At 69.5% G+C, this 13241-nt stretch carries 11 protein-coding genes; 1 reads left to right on the top strand and 10 read right to left on the bottom strand.

Annotated elements, in window-relative coordinates:
- Window positions 1-11: 11 nt before the first annotated feature.
- The 6 genes from M3C17_RS05875 to M3C17_RS05850 all read right to left on the bottom strand — a co-directional run bounded on the left by M3C17_RS05875 (window position 12) and on the right by M3C17_RS05850 (window position 7049).
- Window positions 12-1361: an alpha-L-fucosidase gene (locus M3C17_RS05875; RefSeq protein WP_259976722.1), complete on the bottom strand. Its 1350-nt coding sequence runs from the start codon at window positions 1359-1361 to the stop codon at window positions 12-14.
- Window positions 1358-2902, bottom strand: a complete 1545-nt coding sequence (locus M3C17_RS05870) for a M81 family metallopeptidase (RefSeq protein ID WP_311198431.1) — start codon at window positions 2900-2902, stop codon at window positions 1358-1360. The genes M3C17_RS05875 and M3C17_RS05870 overlap by 4 nt, the downstream gene beginning before the upstream one ends.
- A 67-nt stretch (window positions 2903-2969) precedes the next feature.
- Window positions 2970-3908, bottom strand: coding sequence for an ROK family protein (locus M3C17_RS05865; protein WP_259976720.1), 939 nt, complete (start codon window positions 3906-3908; stop codon window positions 2970-2972).
- Window positions 3909-3937: 29 nt separating this feature from the next.
- Window positions 3938-4852, bottom strand: coding sequence for a carbohydrate ABC transporter permease (locus M3C17_RS05860; RefSeq protein ID WP_259976719.1), 915 nt, complete (start codon window positions 4850-4852; stop codon window positions 3938-3940).
- A complete protein-coding gene (locus M3C17_RS05855; protein ID WP_259976717.1) occupies window positions 4842-5747 on the bottom strand; it encodes a carbohydrate ABC transporter permease in 906 nt (301 codons plus the stop codon). Before M3C17_RS05855 ends, M3C17_RS05860 begins: the two co-directional genes overlap by 11 nt.
- A gap of 42 nt (window positions 5748-5789) precedes the next feature.
- Window positions 5790-7049 (bottom strand): ABC transporter substrate-binding protein, encoded by a 1260-nt coding sequence (locus M3C17_RS05850; protein ID WP_259976716.1) that lies wholly within the window; start codon window positions 7047-7049, stop codon window positions 5790-5792.
- Between the two features lie 199 nt (window positions 7050-7248).
- Here M3C17_RS05850 and M3C17_RS05845 point away from each other — a divergent pair, with 199 nt between their 5' ends.
- The gene (locus M3C17_RS05845) at window positions 7249-8400 is read left to right on the top strand and encodes an ROK family transcriptional regulator (RefSeq protein ID WP_259976715.1); all 1152 of its coding nucleotides are present in this window, start codon (window positions 7249-7251) and stop codon (window positions 8398-8400) included.
- 16 nt (window positions 8401-8416) lie between these two features.
- Here M3C17_RS05845 and M3C17_RS05840 read toward each other — a convergent pair whose 3' ends face one another.
- From M3C17_RS05840 to M3C17_RS05825, 4 genes are all read right to left on the bottom strand, one after another.
- On the bottom strand, window positions 8417-9682 hold the full coding sequence (locus M3C17_RS05840) for an alpha-L-fucosidase (protein ID WP_259976714.1): 1266 nt from the start codon (window positions 9680-9682) through the stop codon (window positions 8417-8419).
- A 102-nt stretch (window positions 9683-9784) separates the two neighbouring features.
- A complete protein-coding gene (gene ilvC, locus M3C17_RS05835) occupies window positions 9785-10813 on the bottom strand; it encodes a ketol-acid reductoisomerase (protein WP_259976713.1) in 1029 nt (342 codons plus the stop codon).
- 76 nt (window positions 10814-10889) lie between these two features.
- Window positions 10890-11399: an acetolactate synthase small subunit gene (gene ilvN, locus M3C17_RS05830; protein ID WP_259976712.1), complete on the bottom strand. Its 510-nt coding sequence runs from the start codon at window positions 11397-11399 to the stop codon at window positions 10890-10892.
- A gap of 3 nt (window positions 11400-11402) precedes the next feature.
- The gene (locus M3C17_RS05825; protein ID WP_259976710.1) at window positions 11403-13202 is read right to left on the bottom strand and encodes an acetolactate synthase large subunit; all 1800 of its coding nucleotides are present in this window, start codon (window positions 13200-13202) and stop codon (window positions 11403-11405) included.
- Window positions 13203-13241 lie beyond the last annotated feature (39 nt).

Here is a 13241-nt window from a genome sequence, read left to right as displayed (position 1 = left end):
GCCCCCTGCCCTCAGATTCCGCGGGCGGTGAGCACGGCGACGGGAGCGCCGCGCAGGCCCTCGGGAACCGTCACGCTCGTTCCGGCCGCGTCCGCGCGCGTCGCCGCGACGGAGCCGTCGCTCCATCGCAGCTCCGCGTCGTCCAGCTCCGCGGGCAGCTCCAGGATCCCGGTCGCCGGGTCGAGCGCGTGCACGTGCACCGCGCCCTGCGAGGTCGTGTAACGGCGGGGCGTGCCCTGCTGCTCGCCCATCCGGGTCCACGGCCGGGTGCCGTACACGGCGTCGCCGTTGCCCTGGAGCCACGCGCCCAGCTCGCGCATCGCGCGGCGCTGCAGTTCGGGGATCGAGCCGTCGGCGGCCGGCCCCACGTTGATCAGCAGGTTCCCGTTCTTGGCCACCACGTCGACCAGCAGGCGGATCAGCGCCGCGCCGGAGAGCGAGTGGCGGTCGTCCTCGTCCTGGTTGTACCCGAACGAGTAGCCGAGGCCGCGCGTCGACTCCCACGGCTCCGGGATGATCTCGGGGATGTCCGTGTACTCCCGGGTGAGGAAGCCGTGGTACGGCACGCCCCACCGGTCGTTGACGACACCGTCGGGCACCGCGTCGAAGTACCGCCGCAGCAGGGCAGCGACCGCGAACTCGTCCTTCCCCTTGCCGCCGTCCGGCCACTCGATGTCGTTCCAGAGCACGTCGGGCGAGAACCGCTGCACGAGCTCCTCCAGCTGCGCCGCGGAGTAGCGCGCGAAGTACTCGTCGTTGCGGCGGAAGCGGAACAGGTCCGTGTCGGACTCGATCGGCGGGAAGTCGCTCACGTGCCAGTCCAGGGCCCCGGAGTAGTACACGCCGAACTTCGCGCCCGCGCGACGGGTCGCGTCGTGGAACTCCGCGATCAGGTCGCGGTGCGGACCCCGCGCGACCGTGTTGAAGCCGGTCGTGTCCGTGCCCCAGAGGCAGAACCCCTCGTGGTGCTTGGTGGTCGGGACGATGTACTTCGCCCCCGCACCCACGAGCTCCCCGACGAACGCCTCGGCGTCGAACGCGGCCGCGTCCCACCGGTCGGCGAGGTCTTCGTAGGAGGTGCCGGGGCCGTACAGGCGCTGGTGCCGCTCCCACGTGGGGCTTCCCGCGATGCGCACGGTGTTGCCGTACCACTCCGCGTACTGATGCCACGCATACGCGTCCTCGGTGGGGATGTTCACGCCCTCGCCGTGCTGCACAGCCCACGCGGGGACCGAGTAGAGACCCCAGTGCACGAAGAAGCCGAGCTTGGCGTCGCGGTACCACTCCGGCACCCCGTTCGACGGATACACGGGAGCCGCGGCGCCGAAGTCCGGGCCCGTGCGCTTCTCGAAGTTCATCATGCGTGCTGCTCCTCGCGGTCGCCGCGGCGGACGACCACCGCGGACAGGTCAGGGGTGCCGGTGGTGTCGAACGGGTAGACCCCCGGCTGCAGGCGGTGGTGGCCGAGGCGCAGGAGGTCCTGGTCGACGCCACCCGGGGTCAGCGCGAGCGTCCAGCCCGCGGCGAGCTCATACAACTCGGGCTCGAGATAGCCGATCTTCACCACGACGATGTCGGCCGTCGTGGGTTCGAGCCCGAGCATGCGGAAGTCGTCCAGGTGATGGAACGGCTTGCGGCGCTCCGTGAGGATGGCGTGCAGGCCCCCGACCGCCATGACGACCTGGGTTCCCGCATCGGGATCGCCGTCCGTGATCGAGAACACCGTGCCGGTGAGCTCCGCGGGGCCGTGCGGTCCGGCGTCGACGTGAGCCCCGGCCGCGAGCGTGACGGTCGCGCCGACGCCCGCGGCCACGGCCTGGGCGACGGCCTCGCGGTCGAAGACCGACGCCACGAGGGTCGTGCGGGTGCCGTCGGTGAGCTCCGGGCGCTGCAGCAGTCGGGCGAGCGTCCATGTCACGTCGCCGGCGCCCCCGGCGGTCGGGTTGTCCCCCGAGTCGGAGATCAGGTACGGGCGCGGGGCGTCCGGGGTGAGTGCCTCCTCGAGCGCCTCGTCCAGAGACCCGGTCTTCGCCACGAACACGAAGTCCTCCCTGGCCTCCCAGAACAGCTGCGCGACCCTCTCGGCCTCGCGCGCGATGAGCTCGCGGTCGTCGCCGGTCACCACGACATACGCCTGGCAGCGCGGCTCATCCGCCCACGCGTAGCCGATCCACACCGAGGCGTCCACGACACCGGGAAGCGCCTCGATGCCGGGGAGCTCGGCGTAGATGCTGCGCGCGGGCTCGAGCCGAGTGCTCGTCTTCTCGCCCGGGAGCAGCACGGGCACCGGGACCCACGCGGTGTACGGCCTCCGGGCGTGCGGGTCGGCGCCGTGCGGGCCGCGGAGACGCGCGAGCAGGTTCCACACCGCACGCTCCTTCGTGTTGAGCCAGTCCTCGTGCGGAGCCATGCGGTAGCACGTGAGCAGGTCGACCGCGTCGCGCAGGGTCTCGGACACGTTGCCGTGCAGGTCCATCGAGGTCGACACGAGTGTGTCCGGGCCGAGCGCCTCGCGCACCGCGAGAGCCAGATCGCCTTCCGCGTCGTCGAGGCCGACCACGCTCATGGCGCCGTGGATGTCGAAGAAGAAGCCGTCGAAGGGACCCTCGGCGCGGATGCCCTCGACGATCGCATCCTTCATGCGCTGGTAGGTGTCAGCGGCGACGGCCCCGCCGGGGAGCGAGCGGCCGTGCGTGAGCGGCACCCACTCGGCGGCTTCCGCGAGCTCTTCCCCCGCGTCGAGGAAGGGATAGTACGCGCGGAGCGCGTCGCCGGTGCGGATCGTGAAGGCCTCGTCTCCCGAGATGTGCGGGGAGAAGGTGCTCGACTCGATCGAGATGCCGCCGATGCCGATCCGCGGCTTCGGCAGTCCGCCGTCCGCGAGCGGCGGCAGCGGTCCCATCCAGATCTCGTGGGCTTCGGGACGTGCGGTCACGACGATGTTCTCCTCGTCTGCTCGGGGGTCGGTCTCACGGGGTGGGCACGAGGGCGCGGCGCGCAGTCTCGATCGCGCCGAGGGCGACGGCATCCGCGCCGAGGACGGCGGGGACGATGCGCAGCGGGATCCCGGACACGGGCGAGTCCGTGCGCAGCACGGCGTCGATGGCGGGAGCCAGGAGGTCCCAGGACGCGGCGACTCCTCCCCCGACGATCGCGCATGGCAGGTCCAGCAGGGTGGCGGCGCTCGCACAGGCGAGTGCGAGGGCGCGGCCGGCCGCGTCGAACACCGCGCGGGCGTCGGCGTCGCCGGCTCGGGCGCGGTCGGCGACCCCGCGGGCATCAGCGACCGCCGTCCCGGTACGTTCGGCGTAGCGCAGGGCGATCGACGTGCCAGACGCCAGGGTCTCCAGGTGGCCGACCTGCCCGCACGTGCAGACGAGGTCGCTGTACCCGGGGGTGTGCCCGATCTCCCCCGCCGCCCCGTGCGGTCCGTGGTGCAGCTCCCCGTCGATGATGACCGCGCCGCCGACGCCGGTCCCGAGCATCACGCCGAGCACGTCGCGCTCGGAGCGGCCAGCCGCGGCGGCCTCGCCCAGAAGGAACGCGTTCACGTCGTTCTCGACGCGCACCGGCACTCCGAGCCGCTGCTCCAGCTCCTCCGCGAGGGGGAAGCCCGCCCAGTCGGCGAAGGTCGCCGAGGCCGCGCGGATCGTCCCTGTCTCGTGATCGATCACGCCGGCGGCGCCGACCCCGACCGCGCCGAGCTCGACCGCGGCCTCCGCGGCGAGGGCGACGACGAGACCGGCGGCCGCATCCGCCATCGCCGCGCCGCCGAGGCTCGCCGGAGCCGGCACACTGCCACGGGCGCGCACCTCTCCGTCCGAGCCCACGAGGAGAGCGCCGATCTTCGTGCCGCCGATGTCGATGCCGGCGAGGGCGTGACCCGCGGTGGAATCGGCGATGGGCATGGTGGTCCCCTGTTCCTGACCGATCATGCTCAACGGCCGCCCAGTCCAGCCATGGCGATGCCCTTGACGAGGTGCTTCTGCAGCACGATCACGAGGATCGTCGTCGGGATCATCGAGATGATGGCGGCAGCCATCTGCAGATCCCAGCGCGTGCCGGTGAGTCCAGCGAAGCTCGCCAGGCCGACGGGCAGCGTGCCGTGGGCGTTGTAGTCGACCGTCACGATCAGCGGCCAGAGGTAGCTGTTCCAGAAGGAGAGGAACGTGAACACGGCGAGCACCGCGACCGCGGACTTCGACAGCGGAAGGATGATCTGCAGGAAGGAGCGGACGGGACCGGCGCCGTCGACGCGGGCGGCCTCCTCCAGCTCGTAGGGGATGCCGCGGAAGAACTGCCGCATGAGGAACGTGCCGAACGCGCCGAACGCGAAGGGCAGGATGAGGGCCTGGTAGGTGTCGACCCAGTTGAACCACTGCATCACCTGGAACATGGGGATGACCAGCACCTCGGCGGGGACCATGAGCGTCGCGAGGAACAGCACGAACACCGCGTCCCGGCCCTTCCAGCGCAGCCGACCGAAGGCGTAGCCCGCAGTGGTCGACACGACCAGCACCACGAGCGTGCCGCCGATCGCGACGATGAACGAGTTCATGATGTAGGTCAGGAACGGTCCGTACGCGAAGACGTCGACGAAGTTGCTCCAGCGGATCTCCGATCCGACGAGCGTCGGCGGCATCGAGAACATCTCCGAGTTCGGCTTGAGCGCCGAGAAGAACGCATAGACCAGGGGCGCGATGAAGATCAGCGCCGCCAGGTAGATCGAGACATGGGCGAGGATCAGCCGTACCCGGGCCGCAGGGGTGGTCGCGGCGCCGCGGGCACGCTCGCGGTCGCGGTCGCGCCGGGGCGCGGTGCCGGCGGGGCGGACGAGGGTTTCAGTGCTCATAGTGCACCCACTTCTTCTGCGCGGCGAACTGGAGACCCGTGATCGCGATGATGATCGCGAACAGGATCCATGCGGCGGCGGCGGCCAGGCCGAGGTCGCCGAACGTGAAGCCCTGCTCCCAGATGTACATGACGAGAGGCTTGGTGGCGTTGCCGGGGCCGCCTCCGGTGAGCATCTGCGGCTGCACGAAGACCTGCAGCGAGGTGATCATCGTCATGATCGTGGCGAAGAAGATCGAGGGCGAGATCATCGGGATGATGATGCTCCAGACCCGACGGAAGCCCTGGGCGCCGTCAATGCTGGCCGCCTCCAGCACGCTCTCCGGCAGCTGCTCGAGCGCGGCGGAGAAGATCAGCATGTTGTAGCCGAGCCCCTGCCACACGCTCATCACGACGACCATGATCATGGCCCACGACGGGTCGGCGAGGAAGTTCGGCAGCTCGACCCCGAACCAGGTGACGGAGAGGCCGTTGAAGAGCCCCTGCGGCTGCAGCATCATCTTCCACACCAGCACGTTCGCGACCATCGGGGTCACGACGGGGATGAAGAAGAGCACGCGCAGGGCGCCGCGACCGCGGATCCGCGGGCCGAGGCCGAGGGCGAGCACGAGCGAGAGAGCGACGCTCAGCGGCACGTACAGCAGCGTGTACACCGCCGAGTTCCGCAGCGCGGGCCAGAAGTCGGGGCTGCTCGTGAACAGCTTGACGTAGTTGTCCACGCCGTTGAAGGTCCGCTCGCCGAAGGTCGGCCAGTCGAAGACGCTCATCACGATCGAGAGCCCGACGGGCACGATCGTGAACAGGGCGAGGCCCACCAGGGCCGGGCTTGCGAAACCCAGCGCCTGGCGGCCCTCGACCTTGGCGAGCGATCCTCGACGTCTCGTCGTGATCGTCATCTCTTGTCTTTCTGTGTTACTGCTGCGGTGGCCGGATCCGACTCACTCGCCGAACTGCGCCTGGGCGTTCGACAGCAGCTCCTCCATCGTCATCTGGCCGTTGTAGACGCTGACGAGGTTGGGCTGGATGTAGCTGTCGAGCTTCTGCCAGCTCTTGGTCATGTACAGCGGCACCGTGTCGGCGAAGGCCGCCTCGAACACGGACTGCACCTGGTCGCGGTACTGCTCGTCGATCGACTCGAAGTACAGCGGCTGCGAGGAGGTGCGCGCGGGGTACGAGCGGCCGGACGATGCGATGTAGTCCTGCGCGTCCTCACCCACCAGCGAGCCGAGCACCTTGAGCGCGGCCTCCGGGTTCTTGCAGTTCTCGGCGATGCCGTAGCCGGAGCCGAGGATCGGGCCGGGGTTGCCGTCGACGCCCGCGGGCAGCGGCGCCATGCCGGCGGCGAACCCGGACTCGTTGTTCAGGTAGCTGACGGCGTTCCAGGTGCCGTCGACGGCCATGGCCGCGTTCGCACCCGTGTACTGGTTCTCGCCCCAGCCGGTGTCGGAGGCGGAGGCGACCGGTGCCGCGACCTTCTTGTCCGTGACCAGGCCCGCGTACCAGGTGGCCGCGTCGACGAACGCCTCGTCGTCGATGTGGAGCGTGCCGTCCTCGGAGGCCGGCTGCGTGGCGGAGTAGGCGATGGGCATCGACATCCACTGGTACCCGCCCATTCCCATGCCGAAGCCGTACTTGCCGTCCTTCGTGGCGTCGGCGGCGATGGTCTCGAAGTCGTCGAACGTCCAGCCGATCTCCGGGGTGGCGGCGCCGCCGGCGGTCAGCAGGTCCTGGTTGTAGTAGACGAGCATGGTGGCCACGTCGAACGGCACGCCGTAGACCTTGCCCTCGAAGCTGAGGATGCCGTCGGCGCTGGGGTTGAACTCCGACCAGTCGATGCCGGCCGTCTTCAGATCCTCGTCGCTGAGCTCACGGAAGCCGCCCGTGTAGCCGCCCAGCTGGGCGCCGCTCATGCCGGTGATGCACGCCATGTTGCCGCTGGCCATGTTGGTGGTCAGCTTGGTGAAGAAGTCGCTCCACGGCGACGTCTGCAGCTTGATGGTGATGTCGGGGTTCTGCTCCTGGGCGAACTCGATCTGCGCCTCGAGCGCGTCCACGTCGGACTCGCTGCCCGCCCACATGTCGACGACGATGGTGTCGCCGTCACCGGAGCCTTCGGAACCGCCGGTGCTCGCGCAGCCGGTCATCGCCACCGCGACGCCGGTGACAGCGGCGACAGCCCCCACACGCAACTTCTTCATTGAATGCCTCCTGAGAAGGGAAAGGTTATTTCGCGGGTCGAATTAACCTAGTAGGATTTCGTATAAAGTGAGGCTTTCATAGTTCGCAAGGCGCCGCAAGCTGAACATCCGATGTTTATCGGGAGGTGATGTTCCGTCATCTCCCCGAAACAGGCTGCTCCCCCGCTACGCTGACGATGCTCCGAGACGAAGGGCTCCCATGACGAACCCCGCCGACACTCCCGTCGACGACCCGCACACGCGGCGCATCCTCGACCTCGTCGCCCGCGGGCAGGCGCGCTCCCGCTCGGAACTGGCCGCCGCCCTCGGCGTCGCCGCGTCCACGGTCGGCCTCCGCGTCCAGTCCCTGATCGACGCGGGCGTGCTGCAGGAGGCGGGCGCCGGCACCTCGCGCGGCGGGCGTCGTCCGCGAGTGCTGCAGATCGCCGCGGACGGCGTCGTGCTCACGGCTGATCTCGGCGGACGCCATGCCCGCGTCGGACGGCACGACCTCAGCGGCGCGCTGCTCGACAGCGAGACGCTCGCGATCGACGTGGCCGAGGGGCCGGAGGCCACCCTCGCGCGCGTCGCGGAGGTGTTCGACCGCCATGTCGCCGACACCCGCATCCACGCGATCGGTGTGAGCCTTCCCGGTCCGGTCGACATCACCACCGGCTCGGTCGATCAGCCCTCGCGCATGCCGGGGTGGCCGGGTTTCCGCGTCGGGGAGCACCTGACCGCACGCTACGGCGTCCCCGTCGCGGTGGACAACGACGCCAACCTCGCCGCTCTCGGCGAGCACCGGGAGCAGCTCGGCCACGCGCAGCACAGCATCACCGTCAAGGCGGGGACCGCGATCGGCAGCGGCATCATCGTGGACGGACACGTGCACCGTGGCGCCACCGCCGCCGCGGGAGACATCACCCACACGCGCATCGACGGCAGTGGCGACATCCCCTGCTCCTGCGGCAACACCGGATGCCTGGAGACGGTGGCCAGCGGCGCCAGCCTCGTGCGGCAGATGCGCGAGCGCGGCAACGACGAGGTCCGCACCACCGGCGACGTGCTCACCCTGGCGCGCGACGCCGATCCGCTCGCGACGACCCTGGTGCGCACGGCGGGCACCCACCTCGGTCAGGCACTGTCGGGCGTCGTGAACTTCTTCAACCCGCACGCCGTGTTCCTGACCGGGAGCATGAGCGCGTCCGAGCCCTTCATCGCAGCGGTGCGGAGCCGTGTCTACGAGGCGTGTCATCCGCTGGCGACACAGCGTCTGCGCATCGAGGCGGCGCGCACCGGTGCCGACGCGATCCTGCACGGCGCCGCTCGACTCGCCCTGGAGGGCATGGAGATCCCGGTGGCGCCGGCCTGAGCCGACGCCACCGCTGTCACTCCGCGGTCAGCCTGAGCTCGATGACAGGCATCAGCACGTCGGGGCGGCGCACCGGCAGGTGCACGGTGAGAGTGCCCTCGGCTTCCCCGGCGGGCGTCATCAGGTCCGCCTGCTGCTCGGGATCGGACACGCTGGTCTTCAGCCAGGAGCCGTCGTTCAGCAGTCTCGCGTACGACACCCTGCCCGCGAGCCCCGGCAGGTGCACGAACCCGAGCGGCCAGCTGAACAGGCTCAGGTACAGGCGGTCGCCGCGCAGCGTGTAGACGCCCTCGCGCGGCGGAGTGAAGGGCGCGTGCCCGGCCCCGACGACCGCGCGCTCATGCAGCCGCATCCACTCCCCGATCTCCGCGAGGGAGGCGGCGTCCCGCGGCGCAATCGCCCCGCGGCCGTCCGGCCCGATGTTGAGGAGCATGTTGCCGTCCATCGACACCGAGTCCACGAGCATCTGCACCAGCAGTGCCGGCGACTTCTGGTCCGTGTTGTCCCGGTGGTATCCCCACGAGCCGTTCAGGGTCTGGCACGCCTCCCATACCAACGGGACGCCGTCGCGGAGGATCGGCGCCGTCGGCTGATACTGCTCTGGCGTCACGAAGTCGGCGGGGATCCCCAGCCGATCGTTCACGAGCATGTCCGGCTGCAGCTCACGGCACAGCGCCAGGAGCGCCTCCGCGTCCCAGTCCTGCGGGCCCTTGCCGGCCCACCCGTCCTTCTCCTCCGGATAGGTGAAGTCGAAGAACAGGTAGTCGATGTCGCCGTACGCGGTGAGCAGCTCGCGCACCTGCCCGTGCAGATAGGCGCGGTACCGCGACATGTCCCGGCCCTCATTCAGCGCGTGCGCGTTCTCGTCGTCCCGGCGCGGGTGGTTCCAGTCGACCGTGAAGTCGGGGTGGTGCCAGTCGATGACCGAGTGGTACAGCCCCACTTTGAGCCCCTCGGCGCGGAGCGCCTCGACGTACTCGCGCACCAGGTCGCGCCCCACGGCGGCGACCGACGTGTAGTCGGTGAGCGCGGAGTCCCACAGGCAGAAGCCGTCGTGGTGCTTGGTGGTGAGCACGACGTAGCCCATGCCGGTCTCCTTGGCCGTCCGGGCGAGGGCCGCGGCATCGAAGAGGTCCGGGTCGAAGTTGTCGAAGTACTGCCGGTAGTCCTCGGCGGTGAGGCGTTCGTAGTTCTGCACCCACTCGTGCCGCGCGGCGCCGCTGTAGAGCCCGAAGTGCACGAACAGCCCGAAGCGGGCGTGGTCAAACCATTCCTGTCGCATGTGTCCATCCTGACACAGACATCGGATGTTTAAGGCAGGAGGTAGCCGGAAACGCGAGAACGGGCACCCCCGTGGGGGCACCCGTTCTTTCGAGAATCGAACTCAGCGCGCAGCGCTGCCGTCGATGTAATCCTCGTCCTGCTGCTTCCAGGCGAACAGCGAGCGCAGCTCCTTGCCGGTGGCCTCGATCGGGTGCTGCTCCTCCTTGGCGCGCAGGGACAGGAACTCCTCGGCGCCGTTGTCCTGGTCCTCGATGAAGCGCTTCGCGAACGCTCCGGACTGGATGTCGGCGAGCACGCCCTTCATGCTCTCCTTGACGCGCTCGTCGATCACGCGCGGGCCGGAGACGTAGTCGCCGAACTCGGCCGTGTCGGAGATCGACCAGCGCTGCTTCGCGATGCCGCCCTCCCACATCAGGTCGACGATCAGCTTCAGCTCGTGCAGCACCTCGAAGTACGCGATCTGCGGCTGGTAGCCGGCCTCGACCAGCGTCTCGAAGCCCGCCTGGACGAGGTGGCTCATGCCACCGCAGAGGACGGCCTGCTCGCCGAACAGGTCGGTCTCGGTCTCCTCGGTGAACGTCGTCTTGATGACGCCCGCACGGGTGCCACCGATCGCCTTCGCGTACGACAGCGCGAGGTCCCAGGCCTTGCCGGACGCGTCGCGCTCGACGGCGATGATGTCGGGGATGCCACGGCCCGCGACGAACTCGCGGCGCACCGTGTGGCCGGGGGCCTTCGGGGCGACCAAGATCACGTCGACGCCCTCGGGCGCATCGATGTAGCCGAAGCGGATGTTGAAGCCGTGTGCGAAGGCGAGCGTCTTGCCGGCGGTGAGGTTCGGGGCGATCGACTCGCTGTAGATCGTGCGCTGGTGCTGGTCCGGCGCGAGGATCATGATGACGTCGGCCCACGCGGTGGCATCGGCGACGGTCTTCACGGGGAAGCCGGCCTCCTCGGCCTTGGCGGCCGACTTCGAGCCCTCCTTGAGGGCGATCGCGACCTCGACGCCCGAGTCGCGCAGGTTCTGCGCGTGGGCGTGGCCCTGCGAGCCGTAGCCGACGATCGCGACCTTCTTGCCCTGGATGAGGGACAGGTCGGCGTCGGCGTCGTAGAAGATCTCGGTGCTCACTGTGTGTTTCTCCTTGTTCGTGGCGGTCGTTGTCGCTCCGCGCCGGGTGACGACGGAGCAGGTCGGTGGGTGGTGGTCAGCCGCGCAGGACGCGCTCGGTGATGCTCTTGCCGCCGCGGCCGATGGCGAGCAGACCCGACTGCGCGATCTCCTTGATGCCGAAGGGCTCCAGGGCGCGCAGCAGCGCCTCGACCTTGCCCTTGTCCCCGGTGACCTCGATCACCAGGGCATCGGCGGCATAGTCGACGACCGAAGCGCGGAAAAGGTTCACGACCTCGATCACGTTCGAGCGGGTCGCGTTGTCCGTGCGCACCTTCACGAGCATGTGCTCGCGCTGCACCGAGGTGGCGGGGTCGAGCTCGACGATCTTGATGACGTTGATCAGCTTGTTCAGCTGCTTCGTCACCTGCTCGAGCGGGAGCTCCTCGACGTCGACGACGACCGTGATGCGCGAGATGCCCGGCACCTCGGTCACGCCGACCGCGAGGGAGTCGATGTTGAAGCCGCGACGGGCGAACAGCCCGGCGACGCGGGTCAGCAGACCGGGGGTGTTCTCCACCAGCAGGCTCAGCACGTGGGTCGACATGGCTCAGTCCTCCTCATCGAAGGCGGGCGCGTGGTCGCGCGCGTACTGGACGTAGCTGTTGCTGACTCCCTGCGGGACCATCGGCCACACCATCGAGTCGGCGCTCACCACGAAGTCGATCACCACCGGGCGGTCGTTGGTGTCGAGCGCGAGCTGGATGGCCGCGTCGACCTCCTCCTCCTTCTCCACGCGGATCGCGAGGCAGCCGTACGCCTCGGCGAGCTTCACGAAGTCGGGGATGCGCACGGTGCCGTGCCCGGTGTTCAGGTCGGTGTTCGAGTGCCGGCCGTCATAGAACAGCGTCTGCCACTGCCGCACCATGCCCAGCGAGGAGTTGTTGATGATCGCGACCTTGATCGGGATGTTGTTGATCGCACAGGTCGCGAGCTCCTGGTTGGTCATCTGGAAGCATCCGTCGCCGTCGATCGCCCAGACCTGGCGCTCGGGCTCGGCGACCTTGGCTCCCATGGCGGCCGGAACCGAGTAGCCCATCGTGCCCGCTCCCCCGGAGTTCAGCCACGCGTTGGGGCGCTCGTAGGCGATGAACTGCGCCGCCCACATCTGGTGCTGCCCGACACCGGAGGCGAAGATGCCCTCGGGACCGGTCAGCTCGCCGATGCGCTGGATGACGTACTGCGGCGCCAGCAGACCGTCCGTCGTGGGCGCGTAGCCCAGCGGGAACTCGTTGCGGAGACCATCCAGGTAGGACCACCACTCCTCGATGTCCGGCTTGGCGGCTCCCGTGGCTCCGCGGAACGCCGCGTCGAGGTCGATCAGCACGTCGCGCACGTCGCCCACGATCGGGACGTCCGCGGTGCGGATCTTCGAGATCTCCGCGGGGTCGATGTCGACGTGCACGACCTTCGCGTGCGGTGCGAACAGCGCGGCCTTGCCGGTCACGCGGTCGTCGAACCGCGCACCGAGCGACACGATGAGGTCGGCCTCCTGCAGCGCGAGGACCGCAGGCACCGTGCCGTGCATGCCGGGCATGCCGAGGTGCTGCGGGTGCGAGTCCGGGAAGGCGCCGCGCGCCATGAGCGTCGTCACCACGGGCGCGCCCGTCGACTCCGCCAGCTCGAGCAGCTCCGCCGACGCGCGGCCGCGGATCACGCCGCCCCCGACGTACAGCACCGGCTTCTTGGCCTCGGCGAGCAGGGCGGCCGCGGCCTGGATCTGCTTGCCGTGCGCCTTGGTCACAGGACGGTAGCCCGGCAGGTCGATCTTGGGCGGCCACACGAACGGCGCTACGGCCTGCTGCGCGTCCTTCGTGATGTCGACAAGCACCGGGCCGGGGCGGCCGGTGCCGGCGATCTCGTAGGCCGCGGCGATCGCGCCGGGGATGTCCGCGGCGTCCTTCACCAGGAAGGAGTGCTTCGTGATCGGCATCGTGATCCCCACGATGTCGGCCTCCTGGAACGCGTCGGTCCCCATCAGCGTCGAGAACACCTGGCCGGTGATCGCGAGCAGCGGCACCGAGTCCATGTAGGCGTCCGCGATCGCGGTGACGAGGTTCGTCGCACCGGGACCCGAGGTCGCGATGCAGACGCCGACCTTGCCGGACGCCGACGCGTAGCCCTCGGCCGCGTGCCCGGCGCCCTGCTCGTGCCGCACCAGGATGTGCCGCAGCTGCGACGCGTCCATCAGCGGGTCGTAGACAGGGAGGATCGCGCCGCCGGGAAGGCCGAAGACATCCGTCACGCCGAGCAGCTCGAGCGAGCGGACGACGGCCTCGGCACCGGTGATCTCCGGCGCGGATGGACGGGCGGGCGGCCTCGGCACGGCCGAGACGGTGTCAGCAGTCATGACATTCCTTCTGGTGAACTGGAGAGGACGCCGGATGCC

This window comes from Microbacterium sp. p3-SID336 (assembly GCF_025143365.1).
Lineage (GTDB): Bacteria > Actinomycetota > Actinomycetes > Actinomycetales > Microbacteriaceae > Microbacterium.
This window is presented reverse-complemented; position numbering and strand designations above follow the sequence as displayed.

Excerpts from the sequence above, each read along its gene's own strand:
- M3C17_RS05875 (WP_259976722.1), bottom strand. The coding sequence starts at position 1,361 with ATGATGAACTTCGAGAAGCGCACGGGCCCGGACTTCGGCGCCGCGGCT.
- M3C17_RS05870 (WP_311198431.1), bottom strand. The coding sequence starts at position 2,902 with ATGGGACCGCTGCCGCCGCTCGCGGACGGCGGACTGCCGAAGCCGCGG.
- M3C17_RS05865 (WP_259976720.1), bottom strand. The coding sequence starts at position 3,908 with ATGCCCATCGCCGATTCCACCGCGGGTCACGCCCTCGCCGGCATCGAC.
- M3C17_RS05860 (WP_259976719.1), bottom strand. The coding sequence starts at position 4,852 with ATGAGCACTGAAACCCTCGTCCGCCCCGCCGGCACCGCGCCCCGGCGC.
- M3C17_RS05855 (WP_259976717.1), bottom strand. The coding sequence starts at position 5,747 with ATGACGATCACGACGAGACGTCGAGGATCGCTCGCCAAGGTCGAGGGC.
- M3C17_RS05850 (WP_259976716.1), bottom strand. The coding sequence starts at position 7,049 with ATGAAGAAGTTGCGTGTGGGGGCTGTCGCCGCTGTCACCGGCGTCGCG.
- M3C17_RS05845 (WP_259976715.1), top strand. The coding sequence starts at position 7,249 with ATGACGAACCCCGCCGACACTCCCGTCGACGACCCGCACACGCGGCGC.
- M3C17_RS05840 (WP_259976714.1), bottom strand. The coding sequence starts at position 9,682 with ATGCGACAGGAATGGTTTGACCACGCCCGCTTCGGGCTGTTCGTGCAC.
- ilvN (WP_259976712.1), bottom strand. The coding sequence starts at position 11,399 with ATGTCGACCCACGTGCTGAGCCTGCTGGTGGAGAACACCCCCGGTCTG.
- M3C17_RS05825 (WP_259976710.1), bottom strand. The coding sequence starts at position 13,202 with ATGACTGCTGACACCGTCTCGGCCGTGCCGAGGCCGCCCGCCCGTCCA.